The 17,973-nt window shown below is 54.8% G+C and carries 15 protein-coding genes; 4 read left to right on the forward strand and 11 right to left on the reverse strand.

The genetic code is table 11. The features are described from left to right. Positions 1-2 precede the first annotated feature (2 nt). The 11 genes from FYC48_RS15420 to FYC48_RS15470 form a co-directional block, all read right to left on the reverse strand. Positions 3-1,328 (reverse strand): BatD family protein, encoded by a 1,326-nt coding sequence (locus FYC48_RS15420; RefSeq protein WP_149497607.1) that lies wholly within the window; start codon positions 1,326-1,328, stop codon positions 3-5. Continuing rightward, positions 1,325-1,906, reverse strand: coding sequence for a tetratricopeptide repeat protein (locus FYC48_RS15425; RefSeq protein ID WP_149497608.1), 582 nt, complete (start codon positions 1,904-1,906; stop codon positions 1,325-1,327). Before FYC48_RS15425 ends, FYC48_RS15420 begins: the two co-directional genes overlap by 4 nt. Next, the gene (locus FYC48_RS15430) at positions 1,903-2,859 is read right to left on the reverse strand and encodes a vWA domain-containing protein (protein ID WP_149497609.1); all 957 of its coding nucleotides are present in this window, start codon (positions 2,857-2,859) and stop codon (positions 1,903-1,905) included. Before FYC48_RS15430 ends, FYC48_RS15425 begins: the two co-directional genes overlap by 4 nt. After that, positions 2,859-3,893, reverse strand: coding sequence for a VWA domain-containing protein (locus tag FYC48_RS15435; RefSeq protein WP_149497610.1), 1,035 nt, complete (start codon positions 3,891-3,893; stop codon positions 2,859-2,861). The genes FYC48_RS15430 and FYC48_RS15435 overlap by 1 nt, the downstream gene beginning before the upstream one ends. Continuing rightward, entirely contained in the window at positions 3,887-4,372 is a 486-nt protein-coding gene (locus FYC48_RS15440; RefSeq protein ID WP_160149551.1) for a DUF4381 domain-containing protein, read from the reverse strand. Before FYC48_RS15440 ends, FYC48_RS15435 begins: the two co-directional genes overlap by 7 nt. After that, positions 4,369-5,331 (reverse strand): DUF58 domain-containing protein, encoded by a 963-nt coding sequence (locus FYC48_RS15445; RefSeq protein WP_235034268.1) that lies wholly within the window; start codon positions 5,329-5,331, stop codon positions 4,369-4,371. The genes FYC48_RS15440 and FYC48_RS15445 overlap by 4 nt, the downstream gene beginning before the upstream one ends. 49 nt (positions 5,332-5,380) lie before the next feature. Further along, on the reverse strand, positions 5,381-6,340 hold the full coding sequence (locus tag FYC48_RS15450) for an AAA family ATPase (RefSeq protein WP_149497612.1): 960 nt from the start codon (positions 6,338-6,340) through the stop codon (positions 5,381-5,383). A 216-nt stretch (positions 6,341-6,556) separates the two neighbouring features. Further along, on the reverse strand, positions 6,557-8,083 hold the full coding sequence (locus FYC48_RS15455) for an arylsulfatase (protein ID WP_149497716.1): 1,527 nt from the start codon (positions 8,081-8,083) through the stop codon (positions 6,557-6,559). Between the two features lie 477 nt (positions 8,084-8,560). Then, complete coding sequence (locus FYC48_RS15460; protein WP_149497613.1) at positions 8,561-9,685, reverse strand: HlyD family secretion protein; 1,125 nt, start codon at positions 9,683-9,685, stop codon at positions 8,561-8,563. A 190-nt stretch (positions 9,686-9,875) separates the two neighbouring features. Beyond that, the gene (locus tag FYC48_RS15465; RefSeq protein WP_149497614.1) at positions 9,876-10,244 is read right to left on the reverse strand and encodes a DUF3302 domain-containing protein; all 369 of its coding nucleotides are present in this window, start codon (positions 10,242-10,244) and stop codon (positions 9,876-9,878) included. Positions 10,245-10,428: 184 nt separating this feature from the next. Continuing rightward, on the reverse strand, positions 10,429-12,903 hold the full coding sequence (locus FYC48_RS15470; protein ID WP_235034270.1) for an arylsulfatase: 2,475 nt from the start codon (positions 12,901-12,903) through the stop codon (positions 10,429-10,431). A 322-nt stretch (positions 12,904-13,225) separates the two neighbouring features. On the opposite strand from FYC48_RS15470, the gene FYC48_RS15475 reads away from it, so the two are divergent. From FYC48_RS15475 to FYC48_RS15490, 4 genes are all read left to right on the forward strand, one after another. Beyond that, positions 13,226-13,798 carry a TetR/AcrR family transcriptional regulator gene (locus FYC48_RS15475; protein ID WP_149497615.1) on the forward strand — a complete coding sequence of 191 codons (573 nt, stop codon included), beginning with the start codon at positions 13,226-13,228 and terminating at the stop codon, positions 13,796-13,798. 215 nt (positions 13,799-14,013) lie between these two features. Beyond that, complete coding sequence (locus tag FYC48_RS15480; protein WP_149497616.1) at positions 14,014-14,484, forward strand: nuclear transport factor 2 family protein; 471 nt, start codon at positions 14,014-14,016, stop codon at positions 14,482-14,484. 382 nt (positions 14,485-14,866) lie between these two features. Continuing rightward, the gene (locus FYC48_RS15485) at positions 14,867-15,190 is read left to right on the forward strand and encodes a hypothetical protein (protein WP_149497617.1); all 324 of its coding nucleotides are present in this window, start codon (positions 14,867-14,869) and stop codon (positions 15,188-15,190) included. Positions 15,191-15,493: 303 nt separating this feature from the next. Next, positions 15,494-17,842, forward strand: coding sequence for a SulP family inorganic anion transporter (locus tag FYC48_RS15490; protein WP_149497618.1), 2,349 nt, complete (start codon positions 15,494-15,496; stop codon positions 17,840-17,842). The last annotated feature ends 131 nt before the right edge of the window (positions 17,843-17,973 follow it).

Genomic DNA, 17,973 nt, shown 5'->3' on the forward strand with positions numbered 1-17,973 from the left:
TTTTAGCGGCCGGCCGGCGCGACCGGATTGATTGGCGGCAGGTCTCGATCCGACGTCAACTGATTCGCCTTTACTTCAGATCGCTCAAAAGCCTCTGCCAATGTCGCACCGTCCCAAGCAGGATGATCATCGACGGTTCGAACTTCTGTGTCTTGGTGAATCGGCCCATAGTGCCGGCGTTGCAAGTCGATCACTGCCGATTGCAATTCATCCGGACATCGAAATCCTGAGGGTTGAAGCTGACGCCATTGATTCCAAGCCGACGCTGCGGCACTCGCGTCATTGCGACGGCAAGCACGGCGGAGAGCCCGTGCCGCCCGCTGCTTCGGAGGATTGACGGTTTGCCATGCCTCGACCCAACAGGCATACAGTCGATGGCGAAGCTTATAGCACGCCACGATGACCACCGCGCAAACAACGACCAAACCAACGAACAGCCACAACGCCCTCTCGTGATTGGAAGAACGATTGATATCGTCCCTATCGACGGGAATCGCCGTCACGTCAAAGACGACCGCTGGAAGCGTCGTCGATCCATACTGTTCCGTTTTCGGATTCCACCATACGTACTGTAGTGCCGGCAATGTCATCACACCTGGCTGCTCTAAAACGTAGGTCAACCGATCGACTCGACGTCCGCTAAACTCCCCGCGTTCGGTGTTGTCTTGAACCTCGGGGTTGCCCAAGTGAACCTTAATCCCGTCGGGTGTTGTCACTGACGGAGGAGCGAGTGCCATCCCGGAGATTTGCTTGGCCTGCTGGGTGATCGTTCTATAAAACACCGCACCTTGCTCTGCCTTACCCGGCTGAGGATCCCAACTCTCTTCGATTTTCAGCGAGTCGGTTGTTATCAAGAATGAACCAGGATCACTTTTTTCGGGACGCTTGATCTGGAAGTTCAGCTCGGGAACTTGCTCTTGGTGTGGGCGTTCCGGCCCGGTGTAACCATCTCGATCGGTGAAACGAACTTCAATCCCCGAGACCTGCAGTTCACCGTCCTGCTGTGAAAACAGCACAAATTCATGTGACTGCACGAACCACGAGTCGTCTTCGATCTCTTCACTCGAAACGACCGGATTACCCACCTTTAGAATGATCGCTCGCGGAATCTCCGGTAGCGTAAACGATGCTGCGCCGACAAACGGTCCTTGCCCACGAAGCTTGACGAAGAAAGACGCTTTCTGCCCGACCCACACTTCCGGATCGCGAACTTCCACGACCACTCGCTGAACGTCCGCAAGGACAACGTCACATTGCGGCGACAAGCTATGCATCGAAAGCATCAAAAATAGCATCACCAGTGACCGCCATTCGAACTGCAACATCATTGGTCGCTACCCGTATCCCGAGCATTCTGGTAGGCAAACTTGGCTTTCAAAAAATCGGCGGGCTTGGTTTGTACCCGTCGAAGCCAGACGGCTTGGATCGTTGCGTCATTGATCGCTTGATCGCCGGTCACCTCGGTTTTCTGGCCGCCCGGCGGCTTGTTCTGATCGAAAACAATTTCATCAGCCCCTAGGCGTTGGTCGCCCGCCTCACCGCCCGGCGATTCAACCAGCTTCGCTCGGGCGACGGCAAGGTTTCGATTCTCTTGCGCTTCTTTCCAATCGGGTTTTTCTTTCAACGCGTCGTCATAGCTATCGATCGCTTGATCGTATTTCCCCAACAGTACCCAGCAATTCCCCAAGTTGTAACGAGCTTCGGCTGATTGTAATCGCGTAAACGATTGGGCCGCCTTATCGAACTCGCCGGCCCGATACCAAGCCACTCCCTGTCGCATCGGATCGGTGAACGCGACAGCTGCTTCGTCATAACGTCCTTGGTTGGCAAGACGCTGACCATACTGATTTGGGGTGAACCAAACACTAGTCCAAGTCAACGCCGTTATCACAAACCAGGTTCTCATCGCATTGCCCCCTCAGATGTTTGCTCCTGTGCTGTTCGTTCTTGCCGCCGAAAAGAAAAAGCGACAATGACCGCGATTAACGGCGTCAGCCAATACCCCGATTCCTGCCATCGACTACTTTCACCGGCCTTTCCGACACCGACGCCTCGGGCGGCGTAATCGATGATCGACTGAATGTCTTGGTCATCGACAGTCATCGTTTGAAGCGATGCCGAAAGCAAACTCGCCGCCTTGGCAACACTGTCTGCTTCGGGAGACTCTTCGCCAACGATCGACAAAAAAAGGATCGGAAACGATGCAGGTCGCTTCTCGATCGTTAACAGATCGTTTTCATTGATCTCGGCAGTGTCTGTGATGACTAAAATCGCACCGCCCTGCTGTTGTTCGGCCAGCAAGTCAATCGCATGGCCGATCGCGAGATCCAAACGATCTCCTGGTTTAGGCATCACGTCCGGGCTGATTTCGGCAGCCATTTCGGCCACCACCTTCGTATCACGCGTCGGCGGCAATACCAGATGCGAGGATCCTGCATAAGCGATCAAACCCAATGGTTGGCCGGCGCGAACATTGGCCAAGTCGGCGATCTTTAGTCGGGCACGCTCCATTCTCGAAGGCATTGGGGGTGTCCCTCGCATACTCTCGTCTGCTTTAAGCAGGACCAACAACGGCTGGGCATCGGCGGCGAATGGGTTGGGTTCCAACCGCCATGTTGGCCCGGCCACCGCTGTGATTGCGAGCAGCCAAACGACCAACAACGCCCAAGATTTCCAACGTGCCTGCGCGTCGTTCTCGCCGACAATCATAGGCGTGAGCAGCTCGGAATCAATTTGGGATCGCCAACCCTGTAAGGCGTCCGAGTTCCGCTGCCACAACCACCAAACCAAGATCGCAACGGGTATCAGACAGAGCCATGCGGGACGTATGAAATGAAATTGCTGTAAAACTTCGAACATCAAATCAACTCCAGTTCGCCGGTCACTGGATTGACATTGATCGCATGGCTCGGATCCACCTTCGGTTCCAACCGATGACGGATGACCATTTTCCAAGCGTGCAATAAGATTGAAAGTAAGACGGCGACGACTAATGGCCAGTAAAAAAGATCGCGGCGAGGGCGATGACTGATCGTTTCCACTTTACGGGTTTCGATCTTGTCGAGCTCGTCATAAATCCCGGCCAAGCTTTCCCGATCGGCGGCAAAGTAATACTTGCCTTCCGCCGCTTCGGCTACGTCACGCAAGGCTTGTTCGTCAAGTTTGTCTTCCCCCACCACGGTCGGATCACCGATCGCAACGGTGTGAATGTGGATTCCTTCATCATGCGCGATCCGTGCCGCATCAACCGGTGGAACTTGACTTTTCGTGTCGTTTCCATCAGTCAATGCGATCATCGTTTTCGCCGGTGCGGTACTTTGACCAAACAAATTGACACCAAGGCCAATCGCGTCACCGAATGCAGTCTTCGGTCCCGCCATGCCGACTTGGCATTCATCCAGTAATCGACGCGATAACTGCAGATCGGTCGAAAACGGAGCCTGCAAGTAGGGCGCATCACCGAAGACAACCAATCCAACGCGATCCCCCTTCCGCTGTTCCAGAAAATCCCCCAACACCTGCTTGACCGCTTCGAGTCGATCGACGGTGTTTCCCCCCGATGATTTAAAGTCCTTTTGTTGCATCGATCCGGACAAGTCAACCAGCAGCAATAGATCACGCGTGGGCAACTCCTTCGTGACCGGCGGTTCAATCCACTGAGGTCGTACGAGTGCGATCAGCACCAATCCCCACACCAAGCCAGGAAACACTTGCCATCGTGATGGCAACGTCGCCAGCGACTGAACCGCACCAGTCGATGTGGCTTCTTGCAGGCGCCGACCGAACGGAACTCGAATCGAAACAACCGGTGAACGGACCGGCGGAAGCATCACTCGAACAAGCCACGGAAGCGGCAACAGCAAGAACAACCACGGATAGCTGAACGTCAACATGGCTTACCTGCATTACGCGTGACTACGGGCTGATGATACAACACCCATGTTTGCGCGAAACGCCTAAGATCTGCGAGTTGCGATGAATCAACGGGGGCAGCATAGATGGATCCCGCAAGCAAGCGTTTCGCCGAATTAGGCATCGAAGCTGACATCGATTTCGGTAGCGTCTTCTCGATCCAGTCCACCCAGGACTCGCCGGTCAGCGATGCAATTTGAGACCGCGCCGAGAATGACAACGCAGTCCGCCGGATGATTTCGGCGATCTCTGCGGCACTTGACGCATTTTGCACTGATTGAAATGCCTGCCTTCGATAGGCGTTCGCTTGCCATCGCAACCAGACCTGCCAACCGACAATCCCAACCACGGTAACACCGGCCGCTATCAGGACATACCAACCGGGTGCCAACGGCCACCAGGAAACCGGTGCGGGTTCAACAAGGTCATGTAATCGATCCAGACTTGTTGTGTCATTCATCGTGCTGCCGTGGGATGACCGAGACGTGATCGCACTTGATCGGGGACAGACTTCACGGTTGAAATCGGAAGGACGGGGACTCGCAACGATCGAAAGATCTCTCGCCATCGATCGAGGTTGCGCTGAAACGCCTTACGAAACTCTTCGGTAAACGAAGCGGAGGCCGGAATTTGATGCAGCCGCCCACGATCGTTCGCCATCATTCCGGGCGTCCCTTGAAGCGATGCCCCGAGCGGGTCATAAACCGCGACAACGATCATGTCATTGTGGGCGGCAAGACGCGTAGTCAATCGCTGGGTTTCGTCGTCGGCGCCGTCCAGATCACTGATCAACACAATCAAATGATCATGCTTGGCGATTTGCACCGTTTGCTTGAGTGCTTCGTTCAATCTGTGGGCACCGTCGATCGATGCATGGCGACCCTTGCGATCGGGAACAACCTGGTGATTGGCGCGTACGATCTCGTGTAACAATTGCATCGCCCGCTGGCGACTTCGATGAGGACGCACCTTGGCGATCTGATCGTCTTCGATCACCAGCCCTCCGACGCGATCTCCGCCGTCGAGCGCTCGCCATAGCCCCAGCGCGGCCGCTTCGGCGGCAACGACAGATTTCATCGCCCGCTGGCTTCCGAAGAACATGGATTGACGCTGATCGACAATCAATAACACCGGACGTTCGCGTTCTTCGGTATAGACACGAACCTGCGGTGTCCGTAATCGAGCGGTCGCCTTCCAGTCCATCGTGCGAATATCGTCGCCTTCGTGATAACGTCGCAGTTCTTCAAACGCCAATCCACGACCACGGAGTCGTGACGCATGGCGCCCGGCCAAGAGCGAATTGACCGGTTGCCGTGGCAGCAACGAAAAGCCACGGGCCTCGGCCTGAAGCAACAGCAATTCGTCAAGTGATATACGGACACGTGCGTTCAAGACAACGCCTTGGCTATATGAGAGCAACGTTTATCGGTCGACAAAATCTTTGCCTGGTTTGAAGTGATTGGCTTGCTCAAACAGGCACGACGACCTTGAGTAGTTCCTCGATCGCTTCGGTCCTGGAAACCCCGGCGGCCTCGGCTTCATAAGTGAGGTGAATTCGATGCGCCAAACAGGCCGGAGCGACGGCGCGGATGTTTTCCGGTGCGACAAAGTCTTGCCCGGCAAGCCATGCGTGGGCGCGGGCGGCCGCGTCGAGTGCGATCGTCCCACGAGAACTACATCCGAGCTGAATCCACTTGGCGAGATGACCGCCATAGGCTTGTGGATTTCGCGTGCCTAGAATGAGATCGACGATGTACTTTTCGGCGGGTTCGGCGACGTGGATCGCGTTGACTTGACGACGAGCCTCGAACACAACCTCCTGTTCGATTTTCGGAGGGTCCTCGGTAGCGTCACCTGATTTTTCGCCACGAACGAGCCGCAAGATCGCCGCTTCGTTCTCACCCTCAGGGTAATCAACGCGAACATAAAGCAAGAAACGATCCATTTGCGCTTCAGGCAGTGGATAAGTTCCTTCTTGTTCGATCGGGTTTTGGGTGGCAAGGACAAGGAACAGTTGCGGTAATTGATGCGTCGTCCCGGTCACCGTCACTTGCCGTTCTTCCATTGCTTCTAGAAGGGCCGCCTGAACCTTAGCCGGGGCGCGATTGATTTCGTCGGCAAGGATCAAATTGCCAAAGATCGGGCCCGGCTGGAATTCGAACGTGGCGTTTTGCTCACGATAAATTTCAGCGCCGGTCACGTCGGAAGGCAATAGATCAGGTGTGAACTGCACCCGACCGAATTCACTGTCGACCAAACGAGAAAGCGTTTTTACGCTACGGGTCTTAGCGGTCCCGGGTAGCCCTTCCATCAGCACATGGCCGTCGGCTAACAGCGCGATCAACATCCGCTCGACAACCTCTTGTTGCCCGATCACAGATCGGTTCATCGCTTCTGAAATGCGGAGAATCGACTCTCGCGGTTCCATCGATTGCAGTTCCTTTACACGTGGCAGCCGGGACGGTACAGGCTCGATGCCTTAGCTTACTAATATTTTGTTTAACAAGAAAAAAGGCCGCGCCCGAACCCAGGCGCGGCCACTGGTTGAACCGATGTCAGGCTGACCTCAGTGAGCCGATGGGGATCACCACGGCTCATGTCAGGTACGATTCAATCGCTGTACGCGAAGCCAAATTGCGTGGTCTTAATTCCGCGGCGGCTCGATCGCCTTCAGCTTCTGAATCAGTTTCTGCTGCTCGATCGTCTGGTAATTGATCCCTGCGGCATTCAAACTCGCGCCTGACTGGAATGGATACTCCGGAATCGTCGCCAGGAAATCCTGGATGAACTGCTGAACGGGAACGAAGGTCCACATGTTGTCCGCATACCATCGGAAGTAACCAAGCGTTCCTTCCTTCCACATCTTTTCGTAAGGGTCAGCCTTGAGGTTGATCACGAGAGGCCAACCGGGGACTTCACGTGTTCCGGTGGCAATGTTCCCATTGACGACCGCAAAGTGAATTTTCCAGTTCTGAACACGGACCGCATTTAGATCACCACCCTGCCCGAAGTAATAGATTTCCTTGCGTGGTCCCTTATCGGTGTCGCCTTTGAAGAACGGCATGAAGTTGTATCCGTCACAGTGAACACGGAATTCTTTGCCGTTGGCTTTGTATCCTTTCTTCAACTTTTCGACGACATCGGGGACGCCGGCGGCAGACAGCAATGTTGGCATCCAGTCTTCTTGAGAGATAATTTCGTTGTAAACCGTTCCAGGTTCAATCACGCCTGGCCATTTGACCAACAACGGAACGCGGAAACCACCTTCCCAGGTCGTCCCTTTTTCACCATGGAATGGTGTGATGCCACCGTCGGGCCACGAGAAAGTCTCGGCACCGTTGTCGGTGCTGTAGATGACGATGGTATTCTCGTCGATGCCAAGCTCTTTGATCTTCTCCAGGACTCGACCGACGTAGCCGTCGTGCTCGACCATTCCATCGGGATAGAGCCCGATCCCGGTTTTGCCTTGCGACTCCTTCTTCAGGTGCGTCCACACGTGCATCCGAGTCGAGTTGTACCACAAGAATGCCGGTTTATCCGCTTTGACTTGTCGCTCCAGAAAATCCATCGCTTTGGTGTGAACTTCTTCATCGATCGTTTCCATTCGATCTCGCGTCAGTGGTCCGGTGTCTTCGACGCGGCCATCGGCGAATGAATGGATGACACCTCGAGGACCGTATTTTTTGCGGAACTCGGGATCTTTGGGATAGTAGTAGGTCTCCGGCTCTTCTTCGGCGTTGAGGTGATAAAGGTTACCGTAGAACTCGTCGAAGCCGTGATTGGTCGGCAAGTGTTTGTCCTGGTCCCCCAAGTGATTTTTGCCGAATTGCCCGGTCGCGTAGCCTTGCTCTTTGAGCAGATCGGCGATCGTCGGTGTCCAGTCTGGAATGCCGTGGTCGCTTCCGGGCATCCCGATCGTCAACAACCCGGTTCGAAATGGATGCTGACCGAGGATGAACGACGCTCGCCCGGCGGTGCAACTTTGCTGGGCGTAGGAATCGGTGAACAATGCACCTTGCTTTGCCAAACTATCAATGTTTGGCGTTCGATACCCCATGATCCCATGGTTATAAGCACTGATATTATGCACACCAATATCGTCACCCCAAATGACGACAATGTTAGGTTTATCCTGGGCGTTTACCGCTGCGATCATCGCGACGGCAAGCATCGCGGCTGTCAGTGGTCGGGTAAGTTTTTCAAGCATAGCAGGTCTCCGTAGTCAAGTTGCAATAGGGGGCATCGAAAGGGCATCGAGCGTTCGCATAAACGAAAAGCGCATCATCCAAAAGTCCGCCATGCTGGGAAAACGCAACTAACGAACTTTGGGCAATCTAGCACAGCGTAAAGCATCGACAACTTCCGCCAGCTTACATTGCCCGAAATGTTGATCCATCGCGCCTTTAACGTAGGACTATCTCACCTAAGGTGATTGGAAAACTAAACCAATCTGAAAATCGATAGGTGCGAACGGGTGAGCCCGCAGCGACAACTGCAGCCACCACCGTTGGCGACACTGGCTTCACGTCAGCGTGTTCGGCTCACGATTGATCTTGTAGCGGAAGCCGCCAACGGCTTTCGGCAACGCCCAGCAACTAAGTCTGACGACAGAAACAAGACGTCATCGCGATTTCGATACTCACATTATTTAAAACAGGTAGTTCATCCAACTCTTCGCACGAATCAGAAACATCACGGGAATTCCGGCAATCTGTATATCACTGGTGTACACGGCGGCTTGCCCCTGGGCACCGCCGAGTAACGGATAGGCCCCCTGATCGTCGATCAGAATCCTGACCGCAAACAACGATGGCTGCCCATTGACAACTGACGCTGGCAAAATTCCTCCGGCCATCAATTGTCCCTGCCCAGTCACTTTGATCACATTAAGAACTTTGCCGGTGATTACTTCGCCGGGATAGGCATCCATTGCGACTTCGGCGTACTGCCCCGGCTGGATACGCAACACGTTCTTCTCGGGAAACGTTGCGACGACCACACCTCGCTCGTCTTCTTTGGGATCACGCACAAATGTCAACACGGGCCCGGACGAAGGGCCGACCAACATTCCGGGATGGAGCTGCAAATTGGTCACGTAGCCATCGGCCGGAGCCACTGTCGTCGTCTGCCGCAAGTCATAGCGTGCGTCCGAAAGCGATGTTTCTGACTGGGCCAATTGTGCTTTGGCAACTCCGACGGATACGTTCGCCTGTCCTAATAGCTCATTCGCTTGCACCAAAGCAGCGGCAGCCTGCTTGAGCCGAGTACGCGATTGCTCGACCTCATCTTGGCTGGCCCCTCCGGACTCGACCAGTTTTTCATATCGCTCACGGTCGTTTTTGGCATACTGCAAATCAGCTTCAGATCGTTCCAGTGAAGCTTTCCGCAGCTCGATTGTACTTTCGGACAACGTGACGTTTTGCTTGGCCTGTTCGAGTTTGGCCTCCGCTATAGCGACGGCATTCTCGTAGGGCAGCGGATCGACGTTGAACAGCGGTTGCCCTTTCCGGACAGCTTGATTTGGATCGACGAGAACTTCGTTGACCCGCCCGGATCGCGAAAGCTGTGGGGCGATCGGATCAATCTGTGCGACCACCACGGCAAGCGGCGTGTAAGGATGAAAATACTGCGCACAAAACAACAAAACAACAATCAACATGGGGCCGACCGAAGCCAATACGATGGTCAGCGGCAACGTCAAACGAAGCAAACGCAACTTCGCAAAGACTAACCAGATCACCCCACAGTAGACCGCGGCAAGAATCCAACTCATGCCTGCCCTCCTCGATCATGATCGCCCAATCGATCAACACGCCGTTGAAGCGCAGCAAGCCGCTCCGACACCTGCTGTTCGGAAACATATTTTTGCGATGAATCATCTACCCTCGGCTCAGATGCTCCCGATGGCTGCTGTAACATTCGATACAGATAGATCACAAAGACACAGCTTAGGATGGCAGGAATCATACGTGACGATCCTCCGAACGACGCCCCTTCGCATCCTGTTCCAGACGTTCGACAAGCGTTTCCAACTGATCAATCTGGTCCACAAGGAACCGTTTGCCGTTTGAATCAGAGGCCCCGTTAAGAGAATCCGACGGTGTGATATGGGCCCACACCATCGCCAAGACCCAGATCACTCCGGTCGGCAATCCAAACCATCCGGCAATACTAACGGCATCGGCATAGCGATGATGACGACGCCTGGCGATTTGCCCGGGAAGCGCTGCCATCAGCACGATCACCCCTAAGATCGCCAAGGCAAACACGAGCAGAAAAACCAAGCTGATCACGCGGAGCGCCGGACCGGCCGATTGAAACTGATATTCCATTAGCGAACCCCTGAAGACAAATCTCTTTGTGACTTCCACCTGATAACCAATGAGCGTCAAATCGCAAGCTGGCGGCTTAGCCACGACCCCAGCTATCTGGACGCCTTCGGCGACAAAGGCTCGCCGTCAGCAGGTTTGACTCACGCTCCAAATTGATGTTAACGAATTGGGCGAAACAAGATCACTAAGACGATGGCTTGATCTTGATGGTCACCTTCTCGATCTCCCCATTAAATTTAAACGGTGGCTGGTAGGCATCGGTGACGGGCTGTCCCGAATCTTCGCCGATCCCAAAGGTATCGATACCAAATCGCCCACCGACCGTCGCCCCCATCGATTGCCGACCGACCTCACGGCCGTCAACTTTTAATGTAATCGTCGCACATTTTCCCGCACCGCCACCGGCATAGTCGAAGTCAACTTCCAGCGTGGACTCTCCCGACGGCAACGCCTGATTGGACTTCACAACCGTGTGTTCTTCAAAGTAGTTGTAATCGAACACCGGCACACCCGCATCAAGGTACAACACCATCCCCGCGGCGACACCACCGAACCCCATGACAACTCCTTCGGTCGCATCCCCGTCGGCACTCACATCCGCGACGAGGGTCCAACTTCGGTTTTTCATCGGCGGAGCTGCCGGTTCGGCGATTCGTGTTGCCCCGGGAAAGTAGGTGTAGGTCGACGCGTTTTCATCGGCACCTGGAACCGGCGGCTTGGGGATTGCCAATCGACCCGCACCCCGATCATCCAGCGGATAAACAGAACGTCTCTCGGCTGTTTGGTCGAACGCTTTCTTCAACTCTTCTAGTTTATCAGGCTCCGAAGATGCCAAGTCATTCGACTCGGAGAAATCCTCATCCAAGTGATAAAGCTCCCAGCGATCATTCTCCCAATTTCCCGGCGCGAGATCTTGCCGCCAGGGTCGTGTGTGTTGCGCGTTTGCTTTCCAACCATCACGATAAAATGACCGATTACTAAAAATTTCAAAGTACTGGTCGGTGCGTCCGAGGTAAGACGGGTCATCAAAACTAGCGAGAAACGATTCCCCAGCCAAAGGTTTTTGTTCGATCCCGTTTACCTTGTCCGGCATCGGAATGTCGACAGCCTCCAAGATGGTCGGTACCACATCGACGAGATGCAAGAACGCATCGCGTGGTTGACTATCGGGCTTGATCTTTGCGGGCCACGAAACCACCATCGGATTTCGTGTGCCACCAAGATGCGAGGCGATCTGTTTGACCCATTGAAACGGTGTGTTCCCGGCCCACGCCCAACCGAGTGGATAATGGGGCTCTGACTCGGGACCACCGAGCTTTCCAAGATTTGCGATCACATCGTCCAGATCGGTCGGTAGCCCATTGAGATTTCGAATCTCATTGAGCGTGCCATCTGGGCCTCCTTCGGCACTGGCTCCGTTGTCACCGACGATGTAAATCACCAGCGTATTGTCGGCATCCGGCAATAGCTTGATCGAATCGAGCAGACGCCCCACTTCGTGATCAGTAAAGGCAAAGTAGCCGGCGAAGTTTTCGAACAGCGCGGCATAAACTCTCTTCTGCTTGTCGCTTAGACTCTCCCAGGCGGGCACCCAGTCGGGACGAGGCGTCAACTTGGTTCCCGGTGGAATGATCCCACGATCAAGCTGATTCTGAAACACTTGCTCACGATACTTCTCCCACCCCATATCGAACTGACCTTTAAACTTCTCTCGCCACTGAGCGGTGACGTGGTGCGGCGCGTGCATCGCCCCAGGTGCGAAGTACATAAAGAATGGCTTGTTGGGCGCGACCGACTTGGCCAGCTTCATCCGTGAGATCGCTCGATCTGTCATGTCGGTCATGAAGTGATAACCCTCTTCGGGTGTCTGACTCGGCTCGACCGGCACCGTGTTTTCAAAAATCACGGGATAGTACTGATGTGTTTCACCAGCATTGAAACCATAAAAATACTCAAACCCCATTCCCGTAGGCCAACGATCAAAGGGGCCTGCCACGGTGGTTTCCCAGTCCGGTGTGTTGTGATTCTTGCCAAACCACCACGTGTTGTACCCATTGCCCTTAAGCACCTCGGCGATCGTCGCGGTGGAACGCGGAAGCATGGTGGAGTAATTCGGAAACCCGGTCGCCCACTCCATCAAAAAACCGTTCCCGCATTCATGGTGATTGCGACCGGTCAGCAACGCGGCCCTCGAAGGACCACAAATTGCGGTGGTATGGAATCGGTTGTACTTCAATCCCTCGGCCGCCAACTTGTCGAGCGACGGGGTTGGAATCAGTCCGCCGAACGTCGATGTCTGGCCGAACCCCACGTCATCTAAAAGAATGATGACAACATTCGGTGCACCAGACGGCGCGGCAACCGGTCCCTGCCAATCCGATGTCGATTCCTTATACGTTTTCCCGATCTTGCCCTGAAAAGGCGTCAGTGTCATCGGAAGCTGATGTCGATCCGCCTCCTGACCATTCACCGTTGGCAAAAAGAACGCAAGAACGAGAACGACCACAAGAGGCCTGACGAGCAATAGTTGGAAAGCCACGTTGTTGAATACTCCGCGAGAAAGAAACCATGCGAAAACGATGCCCCAAACGCGACAGCGATAGGCGTGCGTCGGCAATGCCGGGTGAACTGCGGGGCCCGCAGCCAACGCGACAGACAAACACCAGTCTTCAAAGAGGTTCCAAGAAGTAGCGATGCAAGCTTATGTGATTGCTCCACGGCGGTGGCCTAATCCACTCGAAAAAAATTCAAAACTTCATCCGCCCCTGCACGTCAGTCCACTCGCACCCGAACATTCGTTGCCACCGATGACCGCCGAGCCTCCCTAACAGGGACGAGCGTCTCGCCTCAGGCGACGGCGCCACCGCGGCCGCCTTGATTGGTCGGCCTCTCCCCCACGCAAACAAATCTACGGCGCTACCGCCGCCGGTCGATCAAACCTCCGCACTTGCCAAAAACAGACAGATCTGTATACTTTGTGCATGAGCCCAAAAAAACTTAAACGCCCGGGTGCTCGCGAACGTCTCGTCGAAACCGCAGAGCGACTGTTTTACGCCGAAGGCATTCGCACCGTCGGCATCGACCGGATCATCGCCGAAGCGGGGGTCGCGAAGATGTCCCTGTACAACCACTTTGACTCCAAAGATGATTTGATCCTCGCAGTCCTTGAGTACCGCGAGCAAAAATTTGATGCGATGTACGAGTCCTCGATGGCAAAGCACGCGAAGGCGGGTCGACAACCACTCGAAGCATTCTTCGGCGCCCTCAAAGATTGGTTCAAGAGCCCCGGCTTTCGCGGATGCATGTTTATCAACTCGTTCGTCGAACTCGCCGACGCAAACCATGCCGGCGCCGTATTCTCGTCCGAACACAAGAAGCGATTTCATGCGTCATTAGCCAACGCGATCGCGGAATCACATGGGAAACAAACGGCCAAGGAGCGAACACCGCAAATTGCTCTTTTGGTCGAAGGTGCAATCATCACGGCGGCATTGTCAGGCTCGCCAAAACCAGCCGACCACGCAAAGAACGCCGCGATCAAATTGCTCTCCTAGCGTCAAACAGACCGGTCGGCCTTCGCCCCAATCGATGGTGTTGCCGCGGACGAGTTGCGATCTCTGAATCTTCACTCGGAATGAAGGCGTAACGCCGGGACTCGTTTTTCACTCCCGCCCTGCCCACCGGACGGAACCAACTCTCGCAATCTTCACTATACAGACCCGTCTACATATTCCAATAACTTTCCTCGCTTTCACCAAGGAACCCAGTCATGGCTTTGCCAACCGACATTCGCCCTCCGTTTAATTCCACCACCGCCCTGCAAAAAGTGCGAGCCGCGGAGGACGCCTGGAACTCCCGCGACCCCCGGCGAGTCTCCCTCGCCTACTCCATCGACTCTCAGTGGCGCAATCGAAGTGAATTTCTGCAAGGCAGAGATCAAATCCAACACTTCCTGTCAAACAAGTGGGACAACGAACTCGACTATCGGCTTGTCAAATCACTGTGGTCATTCACGGATCACCACATCGCCGTTCGTTTCCAGTACGAGTACCACAACCCTCAAGGCGAATGGTTTCGTGCTTACGGGAATGAACTTTGGGAGTTCGACGAAACGGGACTGATGCGGCGAAGAGAAGCAAGCATCAACGACGTTCCGATCGACGAAAACGAACGCAAGTTCTTCTGGGATGCACCCGGCCCGCGCCCGATCGACGACGCGGGCATTCCCGATGTTCGCTAATCGGCATACCAAGGTCGAACATCCGTTCGGCTGACGGCATTGCCAATGACGATGCAGCTCACCGCGATCTCGCCATGCCCCAGACGTCCACCCAAGGCGACGCAGTCGCCTCCGGTTGACGGGAAAATGAGTCGCCTTAAGAAGATTTGCCGAACTTGCGCCAATCCGCAGGGCTTACGATTGAACCAGCCTTTTACTCAACGTATAAGGTTCGCACGAAACCCTCGGCTTCACAGGTATGAGAGCGGATCACATCCGGGCATCCAACACGGCCGAGAAAATCTGCCGCATCATTGACGGCAGAAAGAATCGTTTGCCTCAAGACAGAACTGCTTCACTCAGGTCAGTCTGGATAGCCTTTGCGTAGTAGATGACCGTCGGAATGCATTTGTTGCTAAACCTAGCGATCGAACGATCAACCAACTGGCTAATTCACAGCATCATGTTTGTGCTGATGGCATTCGCCAGTTCGGGCATCCCTGCGACGGTCACGTCCCAAGCAAATTCGATTCAAGAAGAAGTCGAAGAACGCGTCCCCTTATCGTGCTCTCGCCAAATCCAGGCGAAACGACAACCGCGTCCGTTCGCCGATTGTCACCTCGGCGACCACACCTGTGTTTCTCTGTCGGCATTCAAACAAAAAACACCATTCGCGATCGTAGGTCACCGCTTGGCTCACGATCGCCGCGCTCCGATTCGGTGTTGATGATGACCTGTCTCTGCTTTCGTGCAGCCTAACGATCTCTTAAAGCGTCTTTCCGTTTAGCGTTTGCTACTGCGATTGCGTCAGCGCCGGAGATGCGTCTGAGACCGAGTGCTTGGTCCCATCAAATTCCGTGGGTTCACCAATTGACCGCCTTGGCAATTGCGGGTCGATAGCAATCAGTCCTAGTCGGCCAACCCATTGGTGAATACGGAACCAACGACGAACCGCCTTGCGAATTCCGCCAGCGGTATGGGCTGCGTTGTCGTTTTGGTCATGGTTAATCATCTTTCTAAATACAATCTAATGTCACAATCATCCAGCACTTCGCCATCTCTCTCGCCCCCCGGCGATCAATCCCCGTCGTCTGGTGGTGCGATCCGCGATGTCATCGCGGGTCTTGTCGTTTTCCTTGTCGCACTTCCCCTTTGTCTCGGTATCGCGCTCGCCTCGGGTGCCGATCTATTCTCGGGACTTATCGCCGGCATCGTCGGCGGATTAGTCGTGGGGGCGATCAGCGGCTCACACACGAGCGTTAGCGGCCCGGCGGCTGGATTGACGGCAATCGTCGCGGCCCAGATCACGTTGTTGGGTTCGTTCGAAGCATTCCTGCTTGCCGTTGCGATCGCCGGCGTCATCCAAATTGGATTCGGGATCGCCCGTGGTGGCTCACTGTCGGCGTACTTTCCATCGAGCGTGATCAAAGGATTGCTTGCCGCGATTGGCGTGATCCTGATCCTCAAGCAGATCCCTCACGTCGTTGGGCATGACGCTGATCCCGAAGGCGAGATGTCGTTCCATCAGCCCGACCAGGAAACGACGTTCTCGGAACTATTGACGACGATTGCCGGTGACATCCACTACGGTGCGGCGGTGATCGGTGTTTTTTCGGTCCTCTTCTTACTCACTTGGGACAGGATTACATGGCTGAAAAAATCGCTGATTCCTGCACCGCTTCTGGTAGTGCTAATCGGTACGGCGGTCAGCTTATTCCTGCAGGGCCAGGGAACCGGCTGGTCGATCGGTGCCGACCACTTGGTACAGATCCCGATCGCCGGCAGCGCGAGCGAGTTCTTCAGCCTCATTCGCTTTCCCGATTTTTCCCAAGTGCTCAATCCAGCGATCTATATGGCTGCAGTGACAATCGCGATTGTCGCATCCTTAGAAACATTGCTGAACCTTGAAGCCGTCGACAAACTTGATCCGCGAAAACGGAACTCACCGCCGAGCCGTGAATTAGTCGCCCAAGGATGTGGGAACTTAGTTTGTGGCCTGATCGGTGGACTTCCGGTGACATCGGTGATCGTCCGGGGAAGCGTCAACGTGGGCTCGGGTGCGAAGTCAAAGCTATCGACCATCGTTCATGGGATTCTCTTATTGGTAAGCGTTGTGTTCTTACCACAATACATGAACATGATTCCGCTATCGGCACTGGCGGCGATCCTGCTCGTCACCGGGTTCAAGCTTGCCAGCCCGTCACTATTTAAACAGATGTGGCGTGACGGCAAATACCAGTTCGTCCCGTTTGTGACAACCGTCGTGGCGATCGTACTTACCGACCTGCTGATCGGTATCCTGATCGGATTGGGAGTCGCCCTCGTCTTTATTCTGCATAGCAACCTCCGCCGACCGGTACGAAAAATCGTCGAACACCATTCCGATGGCGACATCGTTCATGTCGAACTGGCTAACCAAGTCAGCTTCTTGAATCGCGCAGCACTTGAGCGACTCTTCGACGGCGTATCGGCCGGCGCCAAGCTCAAAATCGACGCGTCGCGTTCTGATTACATCGATCCCGACGTTTTAAGTTTGGTTCGCGAATACGCGTCGACAACCGGCCCGGCTCGTGGCACCCAAGTCAACTTGGTTGGGTTTAAAAAGACCTACCGAATCGACGATGCGATTCAGTTCGCCGAATACACCACCCATGACATCCAACGACAAGTCACGCCCGACCAGGTCCTGAGAATCTTACAGTCCGGTAACGAGCGTTTTGTATCTGGAGAACGCCTCAATCGTGACCTCGGGCGGCAAGTTGCCGGGACCGCCGACGGACAAAATCCGTTGGCCGCCGTTCTGAGTTGTATCGATTCGCGAGTCCCGGCCGAGCTTGTATTTGACCAGGGTGTCGGTGACATCTTCAGCGTTCGTGTCGCCGGCAACGTCGTCGGCACCAAGTCACTCGGTAGCCTGGAATACGCTGTCGGGGTAGCCAAGGTCAAACTGGTGATGGTTCTCGGGCACACCGCATGCGGTGCGGTGACTTCGTCGGCGAAACTTGTTGCCAGCGAGCAAGACGCGATGGATGCCACCGGCTGTGAACATCTGCAGCCAATCGTTGACGAAATCGCCCCTTGTGTCGGCGACGTACTCAATCAATCCAGTTTGACTGCGGCTGAGTTCCTTGAACTTCCTCAAGAACGATCGTCGACGGTTGTCAATTCTATCGCCGCCGAAAACGTTCTTCACACGATCGGGCAGATCCTTAGCCGAAGCACGGTAATCCGTGAATCGGCCAAGACCGGCGAGGTCAAGGTTGTCGGCGCGATGTATGACGTCCGGACAGGCCGCGTCAATCTGGTAACCCCCGATCCGTCGATGCGTGACGGCGGTACTGAGGTTTCCGCGTTGGCTCATCATTCCCCGCAGCACTAAGAATGCATTCGGGAAACAGATAGAATTTAGCTCGCATCCGGCGGTGCTAGCAGTGCGCCCGAGTTTTGCCCGGCTTTGGTGAAACCGGGCAAACGCCGGCGCTGCCGCCCCTCGGCGATAGACTCACAACT

Source organism: Roseiconus lacunae (assembly GCF_008312935.1).
Taxonomy (GTDB): domain Bacteria; phylum Planctomycetota; class Planctomycetia; order Pirellulales; family Pirellulaceae; genus Stieleria; species Stieleria lacunae.

What these genes read in the sequence shown, in the direction of transcription:
- FYC48_RS15440 (WP_160149551.1), bottom strand. Translation starts at nt 4,372, where the DNA reads ATGAATGACACAACAAGTCTGGATCGATTACATGACCTTGTTGAACCC.
- FYC48_RS15425 (WP_149497608.1), bottom strand. Translation starts at nt 1,906, where the DNA reads ATGAGAACCTGGTTTGTGATAACGGCGTTGACTTGGACTAGTGTTTGG.
- FYC48_RS15465 (WP_149497614.1), bottom strand. Translation starts at nt 10,244, where the DNA reads ATGGAATATCAGTTTCAATCGGCCGGTCCGGCGCTCCGCGTGATCAGC.
- FYC48_RS15460 (WP_149497613.1), bottom strand. Translation starts at nt 9,685, where the DNA reads ATGAGTTGGATTCTTGCCGCGGTCTACTGTGGGGTGATCTGGTTAGTC.
- FYC48_RS15430 (WP_149497609.1), bottom strand. Translation starts at nt 2,859, where the DNA reads ATGTTCGAAGTTTTACAGCAATTTCATTTCATACGTCCCGCATGGCTC.
- FYC48_RS15455 (WP_149497716.1), bottom strand. Translation starts at nt 8,083, where the DNA reads ATGCTTGCCGTCGCGATGATCGCAGCGGTAAACGCCCAGGATAAACCT.
- FYC48_RS15490 (WP_149497618.1), top strand. Translation starts at nt 15,494, where the DNA reads ATGTCACAATCATCCAGCACTTCGCCATCTCTCTCGCCCCCCGGCGAT.
- FYC48_RS15450 (WP_149497612.1), bottom strand. Translation starts at nt 6,340, where the DNA reads ATGGAACCGCGAGAGTCGATTCTCCGCATTTCAGAAGCGATGAACCGA.
- FYC48_RS15485 (WP_149497617.1), top strand. Translation starts at nt 14,867, where the DNA reads ATGCATTTGTTGCTAAACCTAGCGATCGAACGATCAACCAACTGGCTA.
- FYC48_RS15435 (WP_149497610.1), bottom strand. Translation starts at nt 3,893, where the DNA reads ATGTTGACGTTCAGCTATCCGTGGTTGTTCTTGCTGTTGCCGCTTCCG.
- FYC48_RS15420 (WP_149497607.1), bottom strand. Translation starts at nt 1,328, where the DNA reads ATGATGTTGCAGTTCGAATGGCGGTCACTGGTGATGCTATTTTTGATG.
- FYC48_RS15475 (WP_149497615.1), top strand. Translation starts at nt 13,226, where the DNA reads ATGAGCCCAAAAAAACTTAAACGCCCGGGTGCTCGCGAACGTCTCGTC.
- FYC48_RS15480 (WP_149497616.1), top strand. Translation starts at nt 14,014, where the DNA reads ATGGCTTTGCCAACCGACATTCGCCCTCCGTTTAATTCCACCACCGCC.